At 57.9% G+C, this 18,265-nt stretch carries 21 protein-coding genes; 12 read left to right on the forward strand and 9 right to left on the reverse strand.

Annotated features, from left to right (window positions below; genetic code table 11):
* Nucleotides 1–66 precede the first annotated feature (66 nt).
* The 5 genes from J3R80_RS08765 to J3R80_RS08785 all read left to right on the forward strand — a co-directional run bounded on the left by J3R80_RS08765 (nucleotide 67) and on the right by J3R80_RS08785 (nucleotide 8,088).
* Nucleotides 67–1,713 carry a lysine--tRNA ligase gene (locus J3R80_RS08765; protein WP_275393396.1) on the forward strand — a complete coding sequence of 549 codons (1,647 nt, stop codon included), beginning with the start codon at nucleotides 67–69 and terminating at the stop codon, nucleotides 1,711–1,713.
* A gap of 211 nt (nucleotides 1,714–1,924) precedes the next feature.
* Nucleotides 1,925–4,216: a glycosyl hydrolase family 28-related protein gene (locus tag J3R80_RS08770; protein WP_275393397.1), complete on the forward strand. Its 2,292-nt coding sequence runs from the start codon at nucleotides 1,925–1,927 to the stop codon at nucleotides 4,214–4,216.
* Between the two features lie 145 nt (nucleotides 4,217–4,361).
* On the forward strand, nucleotides 4,362–5,345 hold the full coding sequence (gene ppk2 / locus J3R80_RS08775; protein ID WP_275393398.1) for a polyphosphate kinase 2: 984 nt from the start codon (nucleotides 4,362–4,364) through the stop codon (nucleotides 5,343–5,345).
* 149 nt (nucleotides 5,346–5,494) lie between these two features.
* Nucleotides 5,495–6,643 (forward strand): lytic murein transglycosylase, encoded by a 1,149-nt coding sequence (locus J3R80_RS08780; RefSeq protein WP_275393399.1) that lies wholly within the window; start codon nucleotides 5,495–5,497, stop codon nucleotides 6,641–6,643.
* A gap of 71 nt (nucleotides 6,644–6,714) precedes the next feature.
* Nucleotides 6,715–8,088: an MATE family efflux transporter gene (locus J3R80_RS08785; protein WP_275393400.1), complete on the forward strand. Its 1,374-nt coding sequence runs from the start codon at nucleotides 6,715–6,717 to the stop codon at nucleotides 8,086–8,088.
* Here the strand turns inward: J3R80_RS08785 and J3R80_RS08790 are convergent.
* From J3R80_RS08790 to J3R80_RS08800, 3 genes are read right to left on the reverse strand one after another with little or no spacing between them, the layout of a single operon-like run.
* On the reverse strand, nucleotides 8,085–8,486 hold the full coding sequence (locus J3R80_RS08790) for a hypothetical protein (RefSeq protein ID WP_275393401.1): 402 nt from the start codon (nucleotides 8,484–8,486) through the stop codon (nucleotides 8,085–8,087). The genes J3R80_RS08785 and J3R80_RS08790 overlap by 4 nt on opposite strands.
* Nucleotides 8,486–8,869, reverse strand: coding sequence for a bleomycin resistance protein (locus J3R80_RS08795; protein WP_275393402.1), 384 nt, complete (start codon nucleotides 8,867–8,869; stop codon nucleotides 8,486–8,488). Before J3R80_RS08795 ends, J3R80_RS08790 begins: the two co-directional genes overlap by 1 nt.
* Nucleotides 8,869–10,071, reverse strand: coding sequence for a pyridoxal phosphate-dependent aminotransferase (locus tag J3R80_RS08800; protein WP_275393403.1), 1,203 nt, complete (start codon nucleotides 10,069–10,071; stop codon nucleotides 8,869–8,871). Before J3R80_RS08800 ends, J3R80_RS08795 begins: the two co-directional genes overlap by 1 nt.
* Nucleotides 10,072–10,179: 108 nt before the next feature.
* On the opposite strand from J3R80_RS08800, the gene J3R80_RS08805 reads away from it, so the two are divergent.
* The 3 genes from J3R80_RS08805 to J3R80_RS08815 all read left to right on the forward strand — a co-directional run bounded on the left by J3R80_RS08805 (nucleotide 10,180) and on the right by J3R80_RS08815 (nucleotide 11,491).
* Nucleotides 10,180–10,584, forward strand: coding sequence for a helix-turn-helix domain-containing protein (locus J3R80_RS08805; RefSeq protein ID WP_275393404.1), 405 nt, complete (start codon nucleotides 10,180–10,182; stop codon nucleotides 10,582–10,584).
* Entirely contained in the window at nucleotides 10,581–10,889 is a 309-nt protein-coding gene (locus J3R80_RS08810; protein ID WP_275393405.1) for a succinate dehydrogenase assembly factor 2, read from the forward strand. Before J3R80_RS08805 ends, J3R80_RS08810 begins: the two co-directional genes overlap by 4 nt.
* Nucleotides 10,890–10,993: 104 nt before the next feature.
* Nucleotides 10,994–11,491: a winged helix DNA-binding protein gene (locus tag J3R80_RS08815; protein WP_275393406.1), complete on the forward strand. Its 498-nt coding sequence runs from the start codon at nucleotides 10,994–10,996 to the stop codon at nucleotides 11,489–11,491.
* Nucleotides 11,492–11,510: 19 nt separating this feature from the next.
* Here J3R80_RS08815 and J3R80_RS08820 read toward each other — a convergent pair whose 3' ends face one another.
* Together J3R80_RS08820 and J3R80_RS08825 are read right to left on the reverse strand one after the other, a co-directional pair.
* On the reverse strand, nucleotides 11,511–12,251 hold the full coding sequence (locus J3R80_RS08820; protein WP_275393407.1) for a DUF1194 domain-containing protein: 741 nt from the start codon (nucleotides 12,249–12,251) through the stop codon (nucleotides 11,511–11,513).
* Nucleotides 12,218–12,646 carry a VOC family protein gene (locus tag J3R80_RS08825; protein ID WP_275393408.1) on the reverse strand — a complete coding sequence of 143 codons (429 nt, stop codon included), beginning with the start codon at nucleotides 12,644–12,646 and terminating at the stop codon, nucleotides 12,218–12,220. The genes J3R80_RS08820 and J3R80_RS08825 overlap by 34 nt, the downstream gene beginning before the upstream one ends.
* 154 nt (nucleotides 12,647–12,800) lie before the next feature.
* Here J3R80_RS08825 and thyX point away from each other — a divergent pair, with 154 nt between their 5' ends.
* Nucleotides 12,801–13,709: an FAD-dependent thymidylate synthase gene (gene thyX / locus J3R80_RS08830; RefSeq protein ID WP_275393409.1), complete on the forward strand. Its 909-nt coding sequence runs from the start codon at nucleotides 12,801–12,803 to the stop codon at nucleotides 13,707–13,709.
* A gap of 110 nt (nucleotides 13,710–13,819) precedes the next feature.
* The gene (locus J3R80_RS08835) at nucleotides 13,820–14,581 is read left to right on the forward strand and encodes a hypothetical protein (protein ID WP_275393410.1); all 762 of its coding nucleotides are present in this window, start codon (nucleotides 13,820–13,822) and stop codon (nucleotides 14,579–14,581) included.
* A gap of 196 nt (nucleotides 14,582–14,777) precedes the next feature.
* On the opposite strand, the gene J3R80_RS08840 is transcribed toward J3R80_RS08835, so the two are convergent.
* On the reverse strand, nucleotides 14,778–14,996 hold the full coding sequence (locus J3R80_RS08840; RefSeq protein WP_275393411.1) for a cold-shock protein: 219 nt from the start codon (nucleotides 14,994–14,996) through the stop codon (nucleotides 14,778–14,780).
* Between the two features lie 279 nt (nucleotides 14,997–15,275).
* On the opposite strand from J3R80_RS08840, the gene J3R80_RS08845 reads away from it, so the two are divergent.
* Together J3R80_RS08845 and J3R80_RS08850 are read left to right on the forward strand one after the other, a co-directional pair.
* Nucleotides 15,276–15,608, forward strand: a complete 333-nt coding sequence (locus J3R80_RS08845; protein WP_275393647.1) for an ArsC/Spx/MgsR family protein — start codon at nucleotides 15,276–15,278, stop codon at nucleotides 15,606–15,608.
* Between the two features lie 37 nt (nucleotides 15,609–15,645).
* Nucleotides 15,646–16,002, forward strand: coding sequence for a hypothetical protein (locus tag J3R80_RS08850; RefSeq protein WP_275393412.1), 357 nt, complete (start codon nucleotides 15,646–15,648; stop codon nucleotides 16,000–16,002).
* Nucleotides 16,003–16,008: 6 nt separating this feature from the next.
* Here the strand turns inward: J3R80_RS08850 and J3R80_RS08855 are convergent, their stop codons facing one another.
* The 3 genes from J3R80_RS08855 to J3R80_RS08865 are packed head-to-tail and all read right to left on the reverse strand — an operon-like array spanning nucleotide 16,009 to nucleotide 18,232.
* Nucleotides 16,009–16,557 carry a DoxX family protein gene (locus tag J3R80_RS08855; RefSeq protein WP_275393413.1) on the reverse strand — a complete coding sequence of 183 codons (549 nt, stop codon included), beginning with the start codon at nucleotides 16,555–16,557 and terminating at the stop codon, nucleotides 16,009–16,011.
* A 20-nt stretch (nucleotides 16,558–16,577) separates the two neighbouring features.
* Nucleotides 16,578–17,366, reverse strand: coding sequence for a DNA-binding domain-containing protein (locus tag J3R80_RS08860; protein WP_275393414.1), 789 nt, complete (start codon nucleotides 17,364–17,366; stop codon nucleotides 16,578–16,580).
* The gene (locus J3R80_RS08865) at nucleotides 17,363–18,232 is read right to left on the reverse strand and encodes a DUF692 domain-containing protein (RefSeq protein WP_275393415.1); all 870 of its coding nucleotides are present in this window, start codon (nucleotides 18,230–18,232) and stop codon (nucleotides 17,363–17,365) included. The genes J3R80_RS08860 and J3R80_RS08865 overlap by 4 nt, the downstream gene beginning before the upstream one ends.
* Nucleotides 18,233–18,265 lie beyond the last annotated feature (33 nt).

An 18,265-nucleotide genomic window follows, 5' to 3' on the forward strand; every position in this document is an offset into this window, starting at 1 on the left:
ATAGGGAGAACACCTAGCGACAAAGCAGCGCGGATCACATGTCCGCGACACAAAAGGAAAAAGCACATGTCCGAGATGCGAGACGCCGCGATGAGTTCGAAAGCCTGGCCCTTTGAAGAAGCGCGCCGGGTGCTCAAACGTTATCAAAAGGCGCCGCCCAAGAAGGGGTTTGTGCTGTTTGAAACGGGCTATGGCCCGTCGGGTCTGCCCCATATCGGCACCTTTGGCGAGGTCGCGCGCACCACGATGATCCAGCGCGCATTCGAGGTGATCTCGGATATCCCAAGCAAGCTGATCTGTTTTTCCGACGATCTGGACGGGATGCGCAAGATCCCCGGCAATGTGCCCAACGCAGAAGGGCTGCAGGCGCATTTGCAAAAACCGCTGACCTCGGTGCCTGATCCGTTTGGCGAGTATGAGAGCTTTGGCCATCATAACAACGCCATGCTGCGCCGGTTCCTGGACACGTTCGGGTTTGAATACGAGTTCTATTCGGCCACCGAATTCTATGGTTCGGGTCAGTTTGACGAGGTGCTAAAGCGCGCGGTCGAAAAGTATGATGACATCATGGAGGTGATGCTGAAGTCCCTGCGGGAAGAGCGTCGGCAGACCTATTCGATCTTCCTGCCGATCCACCCGGAAACCGGTCGCGTGCTCTATGTGCCGATGAAAGAGGTGAACGCAGAGAACCACACCATCACCTTTGACGATGAGGACGGCAAAGAATGGACGCTGCCTGTCACCGGCGGCAATGTGAAATTGCAATGGAAGCCTGATTTCGGCGCGCGCTGGGCGGCGCTGGAAGTCGATTTCGAGATGTACGGCAAGGACCACAGCACCAACACGCCGATCTATGACAAAATCTGCCGCATACTCGGTTGGCCAGCGCCCGAACATTTCACCTATGAGCTGTTTCTGGACGAGAACGGGCAAAAGATTTCGAAAACAAGCGGTAACGGGGTGTCGATTGATGAATGGCTGACCTATGCCTCGACCGAAAGCCTTGCCTATTTCATGTACCTAAAGCCGAAGACGGCGAAACGGATGCATTTTGATGTGATCCCGAAGGCGATGGATGAATATCATCAACAACTTAACGCCTATCACAAACAAGACCTGAAAGGGCAGTTGAACAACCCGGTCTGGCACATCCACGGTGGTGACGTGCCGCAATCGAACATGGTGGTGCCGTTCACCATGCTTTTGAACCTTGCCTCGGTTGCGTCGGCGGATGATAAGGATCAGCTTTGGGGCTTCATCAAGCGCTATGCGCCTGAGGCGTCACCGGAAACCCACCCCGATCTGGACGCCGCTGCAGGCTATGCCGTGAAATACTTCCAGGACTTCGTGGCCCCCGCCCGCACGTTCCGCGCACCGACCGAGCAAGAGCGCGCGGCGATGGAAGAACTGGCAGCTGCCTTCCGAGATGGCGACACGGCACTAGACGTGATTGCCCGCAAGAACGCACAAATGGGCAATGACGACCCCGCGCCCGAGGTTGATTTCACCTCGGACGAATTCCTGCAATCCATCGTTTTCGCGGTGGGCAAGTTGCACGGGTTCGACAACCTGCGCGACTGGTTCAAGGCGCTTTACGAGGTGCTGCTGGGCGCAAGCCAGGGCCCGCGTTTCGGCAGTTTCGCTGCCCTGTACGGTGTTGAAGAAACCGCAACCCTGATTGATCAGGGACTTGCAGGTGAGTTGATGAAATAGGGATTTCCGACCCGAACAAACAAACGGCGCGCCAGATTGGTGCGCCGTTTTTCGTTGCGCGAACAGGCCACCGTTCGCCCCTGTTCCGTCTCGTTAACGACTGATTGATAGCTCTTTCGCTGTTTTTGCCCCGTCGCCCATCGCGCGATGGGCCATGCGTCGATGGCGCATCGCCACAGGGGCTGCATGTCTGGACCTGAAAGGGAAATCAATGAACAAGGCGCTTACCGATGGGGTGGTCTTCATGCCCCCCGCATTCGAAGATGGGTTGACGGTCTGGTCAAGCGAGGATGGAACACCCGGGTCTCAGACCTATGTGGGGGCGGGCAACGCCGCTCTGGTGCCTGCCGATCAGGATTTCGATGGATGTCTTGAGCTTCTGAAAACCGCGACCACGCAGAAGCTCCGCTATATGGGGCAGACGCCTTATGAGCAGGGGTGCTATCTGCGAGTGTCGGCCAAGGTCAAAGCGATCTCTGGCCCGCTGCCATCGGTGCGGGTGGCCGCGTGGCCCGCGCAAAGCGGCGGTGCCCATGCCGTGGGCAACCTGGAAACCGGCCCTGTGACCGCGCTGACCGCTTATGGCGAAGTGGTTGAGATTTCGGCCATTATTGGGTCCGGCAGCCGGAATGGTGTCGATATCATCTGGGGCGCAGACGTGGCCTATGCCCATGTGGGGCTGGATCTGATCGGATCCAACGGCGGCGTGGTGCGGATCGACGATCTGGTGGTCGAGGACGTGACCGGAGCATACCTTCGTGACATGATGGATTGGGTCGATGTACGCGATTTCGGGGCGGTAGGTGACGGGGTCACTGATGACAAGCCTGCCTTTGAAGCCGCCGACGCGGCCGCCAACGGGCGCACGGTGCTGGTGCCCGAGGGCAGCTATCGGATTGGGTCGAACCTGACCCTTCACGCCGATATCCGGTTTGAAGGCACGGTAACGATGGCGGATGACGTCTATCTGTCGTTGACCCGCAATTTTGACCTTCCCACCTATATCGACGCGTTCGGAGCGGAAGAACTGGGGTTTCGCAAGGCCTTTCAGGCGCTTTTGCATTATGCGGACCATGAAATTCTGGACATGTGCGGGCGCCGTGTGGATGTCACTGCGCCGATTGATATGCAGGCCGCCTATGACGCGGGTGACACATTCCTGATCCGACGCGTGATCAAGAACGGCCAGTTTTATGTGATCGGCGGGTCAGCCTGGGACAGCGAAAGCAGCAGTTCCAGCGCAAAATACAACCCTGCCAACCCCTATAAACTGACCAATGTTGCCAATATCGCGGCGGTTCAGGCCGGGTCGGTTGTGACGGGCGCTGGCGTGGGGCGCGAGGTGTATGTCAAAGCGGTCAATATCGGCGCGTCCGAAGTTGAGCTGAGCCAACCGCTTTGGGGGCCAGCCGCAAACCAGACATACACGTTCACCCGGCACAAATACGTGTTGGATTTCGGGGGCTTCGCGCAAGTCAACCGTATGAACCTGACCGAGGTCGAGTTTCAGTGCAACGGCCATGCTTCGGCGGTGTTGCTTCCGAGAGATGGCGAGAATTTCGTGTTTCAGGACTGTTTCTTCATCAAGCCGAAGAACCGGGGTATCAGTTCGATCGGTCGTGGGTGTCAGGACTTGCATCTGGACCGGTGCCAGTTTGTCTCGAACGAACAAAGCCAGCCAGCCACCACGCGACAGTCGGTTGCCTTCAACGTGAATGCCAATGACGCCAAGATTCGGGACAACCGGTTCCAACGTATGGGCACCTCGATGGTGTTGCACGGGTCTGGGCATATCATTCAGGGCAACCACCTGTTCCAGGGCGATGAGGTCACGGACGGCCCCCGCGTCGCGGGTATGGTGTTCACTTACGAAAACAACAAGACCGTCCTGAATGGCAACTACGTCGATAACTGTTTCATCGAATGGAACAACGAACACGACGCCTACCCTGATCACGGGTCAGAGTACTCGTTCGGGGGGATGACGATCACCGGCAATATCTTTACCGCCAACGACGTGGCGTCTTGGTTCAAGTGGATCCTGATCAAACCGTTCGGTAACGGGCATTATGTCTCGGGTCTGCATGTGACCAACAACACGTTCCGCACACTGGCCGGATGGATCGACCGGGTTGAAGGGGTGTCCACGACCCATGCCGGTCTGGATTACTGGAGCATGAAGGACGTGACGTTTGAGAACAACGCCTTCACGGGTGTGACGCAATCGACGGTTTCGCCGGTGACGTTGGAATTCAATCAGAACACCGCCGCCGCGACCTGGACCTTGGACGGGTCGGCCTATTTCCCGTTTGGAGGAAATGCGCGAACGGTGCCCAGTGTCACGATCGAAGGAGATTTGCGTGACGCGTCCAACAATCAGGTTTGGGACAATCCGCATGTTCTGGTGAACCGCGGGGCGACCTATAAGCAAGTGCAACTGAAATGGTCGCGCGCCGTGCGGGGCACTGCCCATGTGACTATGCGTGTGGATCGCCCGGTTTGAAGGATGTCCTGACAAGTGACTTGGAAAGGCCTGCGTCGACGCGGGCCTTTTTTATTGGAAACGGCGATTTCCATTGATTCGGATCAAGGTACTGAACGCGATAAGATGCTACCAGTGCCGTGGACCCCTAAAAGGAGATTGGCGTATGACAGCAAAGCAGGCACGTGTATCGAAAACCACCCAGAAAACTGTGGAAAGTGACAGTACCCCCTCGGCAAATGCGGCCGAGGAGTTAGCTCCCGAGCTGCAGCAAAGCAAGAACGGCTTTCCGACTGTCACCGAAGACAAGATTCGACAGACATTCGAGAATGGAAAGTACCCATACCGAGTCAAACTGGGCCGCCGCGAATATGAAGCGTCCAAGGCTAAGTTGCAGGCAGAGCTGTTGAAAGTGCAGCGTTGGGTTGGAGAGACCGGTCAGAAATTTGTGCTGCTGTTCGAAGGCCGCGACGCTGCGGGCAAGGGCGGCACAATCAAACGGTTCATGGAGCATCTAAATCCCCGTGAAGCGCGGGTTGTGGCCCTGAACAAGCCCACGGATAAAGAGCGTGGGGAATGGTTCTATCAACGATATGTGTCGCACCTGCCGACGTCGGGCGAGATGGTGTTCTATGATCGGTCCTGGTACAATCGTGCCGGTGTCGAGCGCGTCATGGGCTTTTGCAACGCTAATGAGTATCTTGAATTCATGCGCCAGACGCCGGAGTTCGAGCGTATGCTGACAAGGTCCGGCGTTCAGCTTTATAAATACTGGTTCTCGGTGACGCAGCCGGAACAGAAACGCCGCTTTGACAGCCGCAAGGATGATCCCCTGAAGCGTTGGAAGCTGAGCCCGGTTGATGTGGCGTCCTTGTCGAAATGGGATGATTACACCGAAGCGAAAGAGGCGATGTTTTTCTATACGCATACGGCAGATGCCCCTTGGACCATCATCAAATCCAATGACAAGAAACGCGCGCGTCTGGAATGCATGCGTCATTTCCTGTCAACGTTGGACTACCCTGACAAGGACCATGAATTGGTTGGCGAACCAGATCCATTGATTGTTGGCCATGCAAGTCAGGTGATCCACAAAGCAGATCACATACTTGGCTCAAGCCTGCATCCCGATCAGCGGCGCGGCAGCTAATCAGATTTGAGCGTTGGAACTGAAAAGGGGGTCAGAAACCGGCCCCCTTTTCTGCATCCAGTCGCCGTTCCTGCCACCTGGTGAAAGCGATGCTTGCCTTCGCTTGGCAGCCCTTTAAGCTTGGCGCAAAACAAGGGCAGGAGCATCCGATGACCTATTCACGACGTTTTATCGTCTGCGGCTTGGCCGGGCTTTATCTGTCCGGATGCCAGTCCGGTGCGGCCACGCAATCGACGTCGCGACCCGCCACTGGTTCGGCCATGCGCGCGGCCCCGAATGCGGCGTTCGATCGCTGGGTCGAAGGCGCGAAAGCACGGGCGAAGGCCCGCGGTATCGGCGCCTCTACGGTCGACCGTGCGTTCCGCAATGTCGGTTATCTGCCCGGCGTGGTGGAACGGGACCGAAATCAGACCGAATTTGTCCGCTCGTTCGAGGATTATCTGGCCATTGCCGCTTCTGATGACCGGATTGCCAAAGGGCGCAGCATGTTGCGACGTCACGCGAGCTTGCTGTCGCAGCTTGAAGCGAAATACGGCGTCGAGGAAGAGGTGATCGTGGCGGTCTGGGGGCTGGAAAGCCGCTATGGCGCACGGCGCGGGGATGTGCCTGTGATCTCGGCCTTGTCGACATTGGCGTTTGATGGACGGCGCGGCAGGTTTTTCGAGGGGCAGTTGATGGCCGCTCTGAAAATTCTCGAACGCGGTGATGTCACGCCCGACCGCATGACCGGAAGCTGGGCAGGGGCAATGGGGCACACCCAGTTCATCCCGACCTCATATCTTGCCTATGCTGTTGATTTCCGGGGCGATGGTCGACGCGACATCTGGTCGGACGATCCCACCGACGCGCTGGCCTCGACCGCAGCTTACCTTAGCCGGTCGGGCTGGCGGACCGGGCAGCGTTGGGGGGACGAGATCACCGGGCGTGCGCCTTCGGGGCGCGGTCGTGTTGTGACACCAGCAGGCGCAAACGGCCCTGTGTTCGAGGTCTATCACAACTACAGCGTGCTGGGTCGCTACAACAACGCACAGAAATATATCATCGGTGTCGGGCATTTGTCAGACCGTCTGAAAGGGCGGCCCGCTTTGCGCGGCACCTTCGGGCCGGATGGGAATGGATTGACGTTGCAGGATCGCAAGGCGCTGCAGCGCGGCCTGACCCGCGCAGGGTTTGATGTTGGCGAAGCGGATGGCGTGATCGGCAAGAAAACCCTGCAAGCGATCGAGGCGTTTCAACATGCGCGTGGCCTTCCGGTCACTGGCACACCGTCCCGGTCGCTTCTCAGCCTGTTGGGCTAGATTACAGCAGGCAGACCAATCCGGGCATTCGATGTCTTGCCCCGCATCTTGTTCCGGCATAGGTCTGGGTGATGTTGCAAACACTCACCCTGTCACAGCACATGCGCGCCGTCCTTGTCCTGGGCCTTCCGCTTGTCGCGTCTCATCTTGCACAGTTCGCTGTGCAGATCATCGACACGATCATGCTGGGCTGGTACGGGGTCGAGGAACTGGCCGCCGTAACGCTGGCCGGAACTTTCTTTTTCATGTTCCTGATCATGGGGTCGGGTCCGGCCTGGGCCTTGATGCCGATGGTCGCCGAGGCGTCGGAGGCCCGCGACGATGTGCGGGTGCGCAGGCTGACCCGGATGTCGATGTGGTTCTCGGTTGGTTTCGCGCTTCTGGTCTTGCCGCTGATGTGGATGTCGGCACCGATATTGCGCGCCATCGACCAGGATCCGGACCTGAGCCTGTTGGCGCAAGATTACCTGCGCATTGCCGGGGTGGGGCTTGTTCCCGCGCTGTTGGTGATGGCGCTGAAAAGCTATCTGGCGGCGCTGGAACACACCCGCATCGTGTTGTGGGCAACCGTGCTTGCCGCCGTGATGAACGGGTTCATCAACTATGCGCTGATCTTCGGCAATTGGGGGGCGCCCGAGCTTGGCGTGCGCGGGGCGGCCATCGCTTCGGTGCTGATCCAGATCGCATCCGGGTTGGTGCTGGTCATCTATGCCGCGCGGCTGAACGCCGAAGCCAGCCTGTTCCGGCGGCTTTGGAAACCGGATTGGGAGGCATTGAGCCAGCTTCTGCGGCTCGGTATTCCCATCGGGCTGACCACCCTTGCCGAGGTCGGGATGTTCTCGGCCTCGACGGTTGTGGTCGGGTTGATCGGAACGCTGGAACTGGCTGCGCATGGGATTGCCCTGCAAATCACGGCGGCGTTCTTCATGGTGCATCTGGGCCTGTCCAACACGGCGACGGTCAGAGCGGGCCGCGCGCTGGGCCGCCGGGACGAAGCCAGCCTGCGACGTGGCGCGCTGGCCGTAACGCTGGCGTCAGTTGTGTTTGGTGGTCTGACCGTGGTCCTTTTCCTTGGAGCGCCGGAACCAATGATCAAATTGTTCCTGCACCCCAATGAAATCCGACGGGACGAGATTGTCGCCCTTGGCTCGGTCCTTCTGATCGTGGCGGCCTTGTTTCAATTTGCGGATGGGGCACAAGCCATCGCGATGGGGCTGCTGCGCGGGGTGCAAGACACACGCGTGCCGATGATCATCGCCACGCTCAGCTATTGGGGCGTTGGGATGACCATGTCCTATGTGCTGGGGATCACGCTGGGATATGGCGCGCCGGGGGTGTGGATCGGGTTGTTGTTGGGATTGGTCTGCGCTGGCATCTTCATGTCATGGCGGTTCTGGAAAAGCTCGTCTCGGATCGGCGGCGGACAACCACAGCACGCAGCCTAGCTTTGTTTTAGCCGGTCGGCTTTCTTTCGAACCAGCACCGCGCGCAGATCATGCATCGCCAACAAAAGTGCATCTGTCACCTGTTCCAACGCTTCAGGCGTGGCGCGGGTTTGCGCCCAATGGGCGGTCATGTTCAGATGATCGACACTGCGCAAGATGTCATCCAGATCACGTGTCTGAAGTGTAGCGCGTCGTTGTTCCATCCATTCTGATATCGCGGCATGATCCGCGTCAGTCAGCACATACTCGCCATGCGGTTTGACCTCGCCATTCCTGATGTTCACAGCGGCGATCTGGTCAAGCTCCAGCGGGCGTTGACGATTGTCGGTATTCACACGAAAGACGAACGCACCGTTCTCGCGCACACGAAAGTAATACTCGGGCAGGGAAACACTCATCAGACGTCCTTGTCTTCTATCACGCGCCACAGGCTGCCATCGGGGTCAACCAGATAGAACATGCGCGGTGCATTTTCGGTGGGGTCAGCGATGGCTGTCAGGCGGGGAAACCCGGTGGGATTGGTCGAAATATCCAACTGGCGCCATTTGTCATGAAGCGCATCGATACTTGACAGACGCAAACAGGCCGAGAACCAGCTTTCCTTTGGATCAAGCTCGGAATGCGGAAAGAATTCCACGGACATACCGTCCATTTCAAGGATCATCCAGCCGTCGCCACGCCAGGCCAGCCGAAACCCAAGCCCTTCATAGAAGGCCAGCGTGGCATCAAAGCTGCGACTGGGCAGGTTTGCCGTGATGCTTCCCTGCGACCGGGCGGACATCAGCGAAGCCCCTCGCAAAACGATTGAATGCGCGCGCAGGCTTCTTTCAGCGCCTCGTCCGAAGTCGCGTAGCTGACCCGGAAATTCGGGCTCAGCCCGAACGCCGCACCAAAGACAACGGCCACACCTGTTTCTTCCAGCAACGCTTTGGCGAACACCTCGTCGTCAGTGATTTCCACGCCCGCCGGCGTGGTCTTCCCGATACAACCCTTAATCGAGGGATAGACATAAAATGCGCCGTCCGGCACCGGGCATTCCAACCCCTCGGCGGCGTTCAGCATGTCGACCACCAGATTGCGGCGGCGCACGAATGCCGTGTTGTTCTCGGCGATGAAATCCTGCGGGCCATTCAACGCCTCAACGGCCGCCCATTGGCTGATCGAACAGGGGTTCGAGGTCGATTGCGACTGGATCTTGCGCATCGCGGAAATCAGGTCGACCGGCCCGCCCGCATAGCCGATCCGCCAGCCCGTCATCGCATAGGCCTTGGACACGCCATTACAGGTCAGCGTACGGTTGTAGAGGCCCGGTTCCACTTCGGCGGGGGTGCAGAACTCAAACCCGTCATAGGCCAGATGCTCATACATATCATCCGTCATCACCCAGACTTGCGGGTGACGCATCAGCACATCGGTCAGCGCCTTCAACTGATCGCGCGTGTATCCCGCGCCGGTCGGGTTCGAGGGCGAGTTGAAGATCAGCCATTTTGTTTTCGGCGTGATCGCAGCCTCCAGCTGTTCCGGCGTCATACGAAACCCCGTTTCGATCGGGCATTCAATCACCACCGGCTCGCCGCCCGCCAGCAGCACCATATCGGGGTAACTGACCCAATAGGGGGCCGGGATGATCACCTCATCACCGGGGTTCAGCGTGGCCATCAGCGCGTTGTACAGGATCTGTTTGCCGCCGGTCCCGACCGAGATCTGGTTGGGTGCATAGTCCAGCCCGTTCTCGCGTTTGAACTTGTCACAGATGGCCTGTTTCAGTTCGGGCATCCCGTCGGGGGCGGTGTATTTCGTCTTGCCCGCATCAATCGCGGCCTTTGCCGCCGCCTTGATGTTTTCTGGTGTATCGAAGTCTGGTTCGCCTGCGCCCAGCCCGATCACATCGCGCCCGGCGGCCTTCAACTCGGCGGCCAAAGTGGAAACGGCGATGGTCGGTGATGGTTTTACGCGATCAAGTGTCGCAGAAAGGAAAGACATGGTGTCCCCGATTTGTAAGTTGGTCCCAGTTCTTCTAGGGTCAGGCGCGAAACCAATCAAGCCAGAACCCGGTGCCCAGCGTGGTGCTTGAAATACTAGGAAAAGCAAATGGACGACTTAGTGCAGGACGAAAACTGGTTCTCGGAAGAGGCTGCAACCTTTGGCGACCGCTTGGCTGGCGCACGCGAGGCTGTGGGATTGTCGCAGGACGATCTGGCCCGGCGTTTGGGCGTCAAGGTCAAGACATTGCGCGGTTGGGAAGAGGATCTGAATGAACCGCGTGCAAACAAGTTGCAGATGCTATCAGGCATCCTGAACGTATCGCTGCGCTGGTTGCTGACCGGCGAAGGTGAAGGGGTTGCCGAGCCAGTGGCCAATCTGGACGATATACCCGAAGTGCGTGACCTGCTGCTTGAAATCCGTGACATCAAGTCTCAGATGTCGCGGTCTGCCGATCAGTTGGGGCGGCTTGAGAAACGTCTTCGCAAAAGGCTTGAGGGTGGCGTCGTATGACCGGCGTGCCATTGGATCAGCTGAAGGAAACCCCCGGCGCGCGTCCGGGGGAAACGCGGGATGTGCGGGTCAAGCGTTTGGGCATGCGATCAATGCGTCGTGGCATCAAGGAAATGGATATCATCCTGCACCGCTATGCGTCTGATCGTCTGGCGCATATGAATGATGACGAGCTTGACCTGTACGAGGCGCTTTTAGGTGAAAACGATCAGGATCTTTATCAGTGGGTTTCCGGGCAACAGGAACCGCCCGCGCATCTGACCGATATGATTGAACACATCATCCGCCATACGACGACGCGCTGAACCGCCAGATTCGTTGAAAATTTTTAGCAACTGCTGATCGCATTTAACTGAATGTTCTCATTTCTCTCTGAATAGTCGCCTAAGTTATTAGGTCGGAGAGACGGATGAGTATGCACTCCCCCATTGGGCAGACGAACAACCAGACATTTGTGTATCAGTATCTTGAGGCATTGGCGTTGGTCGAACGCCTGCATCGCTTGTTGCTGGACGTGATCAAGGACGAGTTTGAACGGGTCGGCGTGTTGGAAGTGAACGCGGTACAGGCCCTGTTGTTGTTCAATATAGGCGATAACGAGGTGACGGCGGGCGAGTTGAAGACGCGCGGCTATTACCAAGGGTCCAACGTGTCCTACAACCTCAAGAAACTTGTCGAAATGGGCTATATGCATCACCAGCGATGCGAGATTGACCGCCGCAGCGTTCGGGTGCGGCTGACCGAAAAAGGGCGAGGCATTCGCGATACCGTCGCCGGGTTGTTTGAACGCCATGCAGACGGGCTGCAAACACGTGATGTGCTGTCGTCGTCGGGGATCGAGGATATTAATATCGCATTGAAACGGGTGGAGCGGTACTGGACAGATCAAATCAGGTATATCTATTAACCCGGATGGCCGGACGCGGCTATTGCAGGTCAGACACCACGATGCCCCTTAGCTCCCGCAACAATTTGCGGGCCATGGCGTCTTCGTAATCTTTGAAGTCATCGGCTTGTTCGACAAATCGACCGAAGCCGTGGATGACCAGTTCCTTGTAATAGGTCACAAGATCGGTGTCCGCGTCGCCTGACCCAATCACCAGCCCGTTGATCGTGATCCCGTTAAATCCAGACAGATAGCGCACGTCTTGCGGTCGTGGTCCGGTGTTGGTCGGCCCGTCCCCGGAAATGTCCAATGTCCGCGTTTCGCACTTGCGCCCAGCCAAAAGCCGCTGGCCATAGATCATCGCCGCCCCGATCCCGGTCGAGGGGTCCGCCTTGATGCGTGCCGTGCCGCGCAGACGGTTTGCGATCGATGCAACAACCGTCCGGTCGGTGATGGTCGCCCAGTCCTGCAACAGGCGCTGATGGGATGGGCCGCTCCATTCGTAAACCGCGATCTGGATCGGACGATCGGGCTGGGACAGCAGCGCCCGCAGCACATCTGCGTGTTCCAACGCGGCGGCCAGCCCGTCCAATTGCAATCGGTACTCACCTTCATCGACAGACCCGGACACATCCAGCCCTAGCGCCAGCGCCTGGCGGCAGGGTGTATCGGTTTGCGCCACCACACCACCCGCCCACAGGGCGGCCAACAGGGCCAGCGCGTATCGTCCAAACTGCCGGGGTCGCATCACCAGTGACCGGTGTTTTCCATGCTGGCCCATGGCTCCTGCGGGGGCAGGGCGTCACCGGCCTGCAGCAGCTCGACCGAGATGTTGTCGGGCGAGCGCACGAACGCCATATGGCCATCCCGCGGCGGGCGGTTGATCGTCACGCCATTGTCCATCAGGTGTTGGCACATGTCATAGATATTCTCGACCTCATAGGCGAGATGCCCGAAATGGCGGCTGTCCGACGGCAGCCCGTCATCGCCATCCCAGTTATAGGTCAGTTCGACCGGGCAGTCCGGCTGGCCCGGCGGGGCCATGAAGATCAGCGAAAACCGCCCCTGTTCCGAATCCATCTGCCGTGTTTTCTCAAGCCCCAACAGCTTGTAAAACCGCATACTGTCTTCCAGGTTTTTCACGCGCACCATCGTGTGCAGGTATCGAAGTTTCATCGCAATCTCTCCGTATCTCGGGTGGATATGAGGTCAGCCTAACAGGTCAAGCGGGCGAGAAAAGCAGAAACGCGGCATCCACGTCATCTTGCTGTTTTGCCAAAGGCCGCGACTATATATAGTGGCCAGGCAACCATGAGACGAGAGATTCGACATGCCCCTGAGCCCCGAGCAGAAACAAGAAATCGAAGAACAACGCAGCACCTCGCAGCCGACCTTGCGCGCGGTCAGCCCGGGGATGGAAAAACACCTTTATACCGCGCATGAGGTGCTGGATCACGGCTTTGTCCGCGTGATCGACTATATGGGCGATGACGCTGCGATTTGTCAGGCCGCGCGGGTCAGCTATGGCAAGGGCACCAAGTCAGTGCAGAATGACGAAGGCCTGATCCGTTACCTGATGCGCCACTGGCATTCGACCCCGTTCGAGATGTGCGAGATCAAGCTGCACGTCAAACTGCCCGTCTTTGTCGCCCGTCAGTGGATCCGCCATCGCACCGCGAATGTGAACGAATACTCGGCGCGTTATTCCATTCTGGACCGCGAGTTCTATATTCCCGCGCCCGAACACATCGCCGCGCAATCGGTGGTGAACAATCAGGGCAGGGGCGCTGCGTTGCAGGGCGAGGAAGCCGCCCGCGTGTTGGAGATTTTGAAGGCCGACAGCAACCGCTGCTATGACAATTACGAGGCGATGATCTCGGACGACGGCCAACAGGGTCTGGCCCGCGAACTTGCGCGGATGAACCTGCCCGCCAACGTCTATACCCAATGGTATTGGAAGGTTGATTTACACAACCTGTTCCACTTCCTGCGCCTGCGCGCCGACCACCACGCCCAATACGAAATCCGCGTCTATGCGGACGCGATCTGCAAAGTGGTCGCCGACTGGGTCCCCGCCGCCTATGGCGCGTTCGAGGATTACCGCCTTGGCGGCGCCAACCTGTCCGGCCGCGCCATGGACTGTATCCGTCGGATGCTGAAAGGCGAAGAGGTCACGCAGGAGACTTCGGGGATGTCGAAAGGCGAGTGGAGGGAGTTTGAGGCGGAGTTGCGGGGGTGATGAATGGTCGGGGCGAAACCCCGATCAATTGATCTGGGGGATCAATTGAAGTGAAGAACGGGCGCGCCGCTAGGCGCGGCCAGTTTCCGGCTACAAAACTAGAGATTGTATTGGCTACAGACGATATTCTTAGACAGAAAAAACTACTTCTTGATGTTCCAGAACAGCAAGAAGGATTAATTCAATCGGTCCCTGATAACCTTGAGCCGATTGAATTATTAAATCGTTATAGGTCTGAAGAAAAGCTGCGCTGTGGAGTTTGCCGCACGGATAGAAAACACCTTTCGGGGGTCACAATCTTACTCTCCGATGGGAGCAAAGTGCTATCAGGATTGGATTGCGCAAAAAAACACTTCGGTGGCGAAAAGATCGAAAGACTTCGCATGGCGCTACAATCGAAGGAAGATGCTATCAGGCTGCAGCAACTTGTAGGTCCAACACTTGCCGCTTGTGAAGAAACACTTGCAATACTCAGTGAACACTGGGTACACGCCGACCAAAATTCAAGAAGTGTTCTTGCTGAACTCGGAAGCAGTGAGTTGAGATACCAACTGTCGAGCCAGCTCAAGGAATTGAGCAGTCCCTTTTTCCGAGTGAGCGTCACAAACCTGATAGATCAGCTAGATAGGTTGGTTAAGCTGCTGTCTAAACCAACCATCCCTGACGCCGAGCTAAAGGCTGCAAGAAAAAAACGTCAGCATATTGCGGGGCGTTTGCGAGTTTTGGACGAAAAGCACAGAAAGATTAACTCACTTCAAAAGTTAGATGGCGTGGTTGAGTTCTTAAACGGGAGAAAGGACGTCGATTCGACCGATTATCTTATACTCCCCGATCTATCTCGCGAAGTTCTGAGGCTTGAAAAACTAGAATGAGCAGACAGCCCGTGCCACGCACGGGCAGCGCCCGACCCTCCCCGTCGTGCCGGAGGCACGCCTTCGGCGTGACAGGGCGCTTCTCGCCCACCCAGGGTCGGGCGCTGCCCTCCGAACCCTGAGCACCCCCCCCCAAACAAAACCCCGCCGAGTTTCCACTCCGCGGGGTTTCTGAATTCTTTAACCTATCGACCGCTTATTCAGCCAGTTCAAGGTCCACTGCCGATTGGCGCCCGTCTCGGCCCTCTTGCAGGTTGAAGCGGACCTTTTGGTTGTCGGCAAGGCCGGTCAGGCCCGAACGCTCTACGGCCGAGATATGCACGAATACGTCATTCCCGCCGCCTTCCGGTGCGATAAAGCCATAGCCTTTGGTGGTGTTGAACCATTTAACGGTTCCGGTTTGTTGGTCGGACATCTCCGTCCCTCCTTGTCGTGGTGTCCCTGCGGTGTGCAGGGCCTTCTGGCGCAGTCAGGTATCGTCCGACTGCATGAAAGGAGGCGGTAGATAGTTCTGTCTTACGCAAACAGAGTTGGGCGTTGCCCGTAAAAAATCAAGCATTTCCTGAACGGGCCGTGCTTTGGGCATTGTTTTGCGTCCTTTCGTTTTGCGCCGGTTCGCGTCATAACGGGCGCTGGACGGCACAGTGGCAACGCTGTGCGACAGGAATGTGACGGGATGAAAAACGGGGGCGACATGCGCGTTTGGGGTTTGAAAAACTGCGATACCTGCCGAAAAGCGGTGAAGGCGTTGGAGGGGGCGGGCTATCCGCTCGATTATGTCGATGTGCGCGCCGATGGGGTGGACGCGGGCGATCTGGCGCGATTTCACGCGGCGTTTGGGGATGCGCTGGTCAACAAACGCTCAACCACGTGGCGCGGGTTGTCCGAAGCGGATCGTACGGGTGATCCCGTTGATTTGCTTGCAAAACATCCCACCTTGATGAAGCGTCCGGTGATTGAACACGAGGGTCGGTTGACGTTGGGTTGGGATGCAAAAACCCGTGACATCTGGTTGGATCAGGCGTGACAAGCCCCTATCTGAGGGCAAAGTAGGAGGTATCTGCATGCGCAACGCTGCATTGGTTTTGGGGATCATCGCCGGGATTTGGGGGATGATCGTTGGCTTTTTCGGATATGGATATACCGAAGTAATCGACCGGATCGGGGAATTGCCGGATCTGGCCGAACAGGTGGACCATCCGGGGCGTGTACGCGCCTTTGCCCTGATCGCGCCGGTTCTGGCGTTGGCAGGGGGCGCAATGGCACGTTCTGCCGCTCAGGTCGGTGGTGTTCTTTTGCTGCTGTCAGCGGCCGGCATGTATTTTGCCTTTGGTTACGGGGTCTTCACTATGTTCCCGATTGCGTTGGCCGGATTGGGCGGTTTGCTGGCGCTGTTTGCTGTGAAGCCTGACCCGCACTGATGGGGGTCAGCGGATCTTCAGAAGCCTGTCGATGGACAGCGGTCCCGCACCTTTCAACACCAGCGTCACCAGCACGACCATCCAGAACAGACGTTGATCAAGGATCACCGCATCAGGAATGCGGTCAAACCATGCGCCGAGCGTTTCTGGATGTTCGATCCCGCCATGCCCGTAGAGGTCGGTCAGGCTTTGCACGACGACGAAGCCGATCATCCCCAAAGACGCCAATCGCGTCAGCAATCCGATGGTGATCAAAAGCGGCAGGGTGAACTCGGCCAGCGTGCCTGCAACGACCACCGCCCAATGGAACATGCCAAGCTGGCCGACATCATAGGACACGGCCTCCATCGCTTTGGGAAAGATCTGCGCATAGGCCCCAAGGGAAGGTTGAAAAAGGCCCAGCACGCCATCGCCGGTCTTGGTCAGGGCAGAGGCCCAGAAATACCCAAGCAAAGTTGCGGCGAAGGTGAACCGGGCCAGCGTGGACAAGGTCACCGGGGCCAGCCGCTCGGCCAGGTTGACCAGCGGGTTATAGAGGTTTGCCAGGGCGCGCATGGCGATATCCTTCCGAAGTGTTAATCTGGTTTGTCGATGCCGGTTATGGCGTGTGTCGCGATCAGAACGCTGAGCGTTGCGGTCAGGTCGAAATCGGGCGTGTCAGCGGTGGCCAACCCCAGAGCCGTGCCAAAGCTGCGCCCTTTGATCAATGATCTGACGAAGGCGGCGCCCCCGTTTGGCAACCGCTCGGCCATCGGATCAAAGCCGACGCGGCTGATCAGGATATCTTCTGCGCCACCCGTCGGTTGTGGCCCGTCCTTCATGTTAAAATCCCAGATCGCCTTTGCGGGCCACTTGGTCGAAAGCACCTCGCAAGCGGGTGACATTTTCAGGCGCGCACGCATCAAAGCAGCTTGGTCAAGCTGGGTCAGTGCCGTTGGATCAATGGGCGTCGCATCGGCGGCGTGATAGGCGCGGCGTAGGGCCAGTTCCAACCGGGCCACGTCGGGCAGGTATTTCAGATGCAGCGTGCCCGGAAAGCTCTCCAGAAATCCGGGCAGCGCCGCCCCGTAATGCATCATCAAGGGCGAGGCTGGCGGGTGAATGCGCAGGTAAACCTTGGCCATCTCGCGGAAAAAATCATCGCCGACCAGTTTGGCGAGCACGGGAAATCCGGTCAACATCGCCTCGGACAAGCCGTGCGCCACATTGTTGCGATAGACCGAGAACCGCTTGTCGGCTTGCTTGCCGTCGGGGTTGGTCAAACCCTCTGGCACGCGTTGTTGCGGGTCCAGAAGCGCCTTGCGAAACGCGGTTTGAGTGACGGTTGTATCGCCCGTGCTTGAAAGGGTCACGCTATCGTTCATGCGGACACCACTGCGGCTGGTGCGGGCTTCATATGTCGCGTGGCGCGGGCGGCCTCGGCTTCCAGCACGTCCCATTCGGGCACATCATTGTCCCATTCCACAAGGGCCGGGCGGGCGCCAGCGCGTGCGATGATATGATCGAACAAGGCCCAAACGGGTTCGTCGACCGGTTTGCCATGACTGTCGATCAGCAGCTTGCGTCCCAGTTCGTCGGCGTCTTCATCGTGGCCCGCCAGATGAAACTCTTCCACAAGATCAAGTGGATAGGCGTCGATATAGGCGCGCGGGTCGAATTCCAGATTGGTGGCAGACACAAAGACGTTGTTCACGTCCAAAAGCAGCCCGCACCCGGTGCGCCGGGCGACTTCGCGCAAGAAATCAGGCTCGGACCAAGTGCTTTCCGCGAAGGCCAGATAGGAAGATGGGTTTTCAAGAAGCATCTTGCGCCCAAGATGGTCCTGCACCTCGTTGATATGGGTCGTGATGCGGGTGAGCGTGTCGGATGTATATGGAAGGGGAAGAAGGTCGTTTAAAAATGCACCGTCATGGGTGGACCATGCCAGATGTTCGGAAAACATCGCAGGGTTCAGCCAGTCGATCAGTGTTTTCAGACGCGCCAGATGTTCTGGGTCCAATCGGGTCTCGCCACCTATGGATAGCCCAACCCCGTGCGCCGAAATCGGAAAACGTTCAGCAAGGTGGCGCAGCTGTGCCAAAGGCCGACCGCCATCGCCCATATAGTTTTCCGCGTGTATCTCCAGCCAGCAAACCGTGCCGGGATCATCCAACAGTGCATTAAAATGCTGAGATTTATATCCGACTCCCGCCCCGTTGGGCAGTTTATTGTCATGGGCGATATCAAGCATGGAAAGCTCCATCGGATGCCAGTTTGAAGGATT

This window comes from Aliiroseovarius sp. Z3, assembly GCF_029105185.1.
In the GTDB taxonomy this organism is placed as follows: domain Bacteria; phylum Pseudomonadota; class Alphaproteobacteria; order Rhodobacterales; family Rhodobacteraceae; genus Aliiroseovarius.

Excerpts from the sequence above, each read along its gene's own strand:
- J3R80_RS08765 (WP_275393396.1), top strand. The coding sequence starts at position 67 with ATGTCCGAGATGCGAGACGCCGCGATGAGTTCGAAAGCCTGGCCCTTT.
- J3R80_RS08770 (WP_275393397.1), top strand. The coding sequence starts at position 1,925 with ATGAACAAGGCGCTTACCGATGGGGTGGTCTTCATGCCCCCCGCATTC.
- ppk2 (WP_275393398.1), top strand. The coding sequence starts at position 4,362 with ATGACAGCAAAGCAGGCACGTGTATCGAAAACCACCCAGAAAACTGTG.
- J3R80_RS08780 (WP_275393399.1), top strand. The coding sequence starts at position 5,495 with ATGACCTATTCACGACGTTTTATCGTCTGCGGCTTGGCCGGGCTTTAT.
- J3R80_RS08785 (WP_275393400.1), top strand. The coding sequence starts at position 6,715 with ATGTTGCAAACACTCACCCTGTCACAGCACATGCGCGCCGTCCTTGTC.
- J3R80_RS08790 (WP_275393401.1), bottom strand. The coding sequence starts at position 8,486 with ATGAGTGTTTCCCTGCCCGAGTATTACTTTCGTGTGCGCGAGAACGGT.
- J3R80_RS08795 (WP_275393402.1), bottom strand. The coding sequence starts at position 8,869 with ATGTCCGCCCGGTCGCAGGGAAGCATCACGGCAAACCTGCCCAGTCGC.
- J3R80_RS08800 (WP_275393403.1), bottom strand. The coding sequence starts at position 10,071 with ATGTCTTTCCTTTCTGCGACACTTGATCGCGTAAAACCATCACCGACC.
- J3R80_RS08805 (WP_275393404.1), top strand. The coding sequence starts at position 10,180 with ATGGACGACTTAGTGCAGGACGAAAACTGGTTCTCGGAAGAGGCTGCA.
- J3R80_RS08810 (WP_275393405.1), top strand. The coding sequence starts at position 10,581 with ATGACCGGCGTGCCATTGGATCAGCTGAAGGAAACCCCCGGCGCGCGT.
- J3R80_RS08815 (WP_275393406.1), top strand. The coding sequence starts at position 10,994 with ATGAGTATGCACTCCCCCATTGGGCAGACGAACAACCAGACATTTGTG.
- J3R80_RS08820 (WP_275393407.1), bottom strand. The coding sequence starts at position 12,251 with ATGGGCCAGCATGGAAAACACCGGTCACTGGTGATGCGACCCCGGCAG.
- J3R80_RS08825 (WP_275393408.1), bottom strand. The coding sequence starts at position 12,646 with ATGAAACTTCGATACCTGCACACGATGGTGCGCGTGAAAAACCTGGAA.
- thyX (WP_275393409.1), top strand. The coding sequence starts at position 12,801 with ATGCCCCTGAGCCCCGAGCAGAAACAAGAAATCGAAGAACAACGCAGC.
- J3R80_RS08840 (WP_275393411.1), bottom strand. The coding sequence starts at position 14,996 with ATGTCCGACCAACAAACCGGAACCGTTAAATGGTTCAACACCACCAAA.
- J3R80_RS08845 (WP_275393647.1), top strand. The coding sequence starts at position 15,276 with ATGCGCGTTTGGGGTTTGAAAAACTGCGATACCTGCCGAAAAGCGGTG.
- J3R80_RS08850 (WP_275393412.1), top strand. The coding sequence starts at position 15,646 with ATGCGCAACGCTGCATTGGTTTTGGGGATCATCGCCGGGATTTGGGGG.
- J3R80_RS08855 (WP_275393413.1), bottom strand. The coding sequence starts at position 16,557 with ATGCGCGCCCTGGCAAACCTCTATAACCCGCTGGTCAACCTGGCCGAG.
- J3R80_RS08860 (WP_275393414.1), bottom strand. The coding sequence starts at position 17,366 with ATGAACGATAGCGTGACCCTTTCAAGCACGGGCGATACAACCGTCACT.
- J3R80_RS08865 (WP_275393415.1), bottom strand. The coding sequence starts at position 18,232 with ATGCTTGATATCGCCCATGACAATAAACTGCCCAACGGGGCGGGAGTC.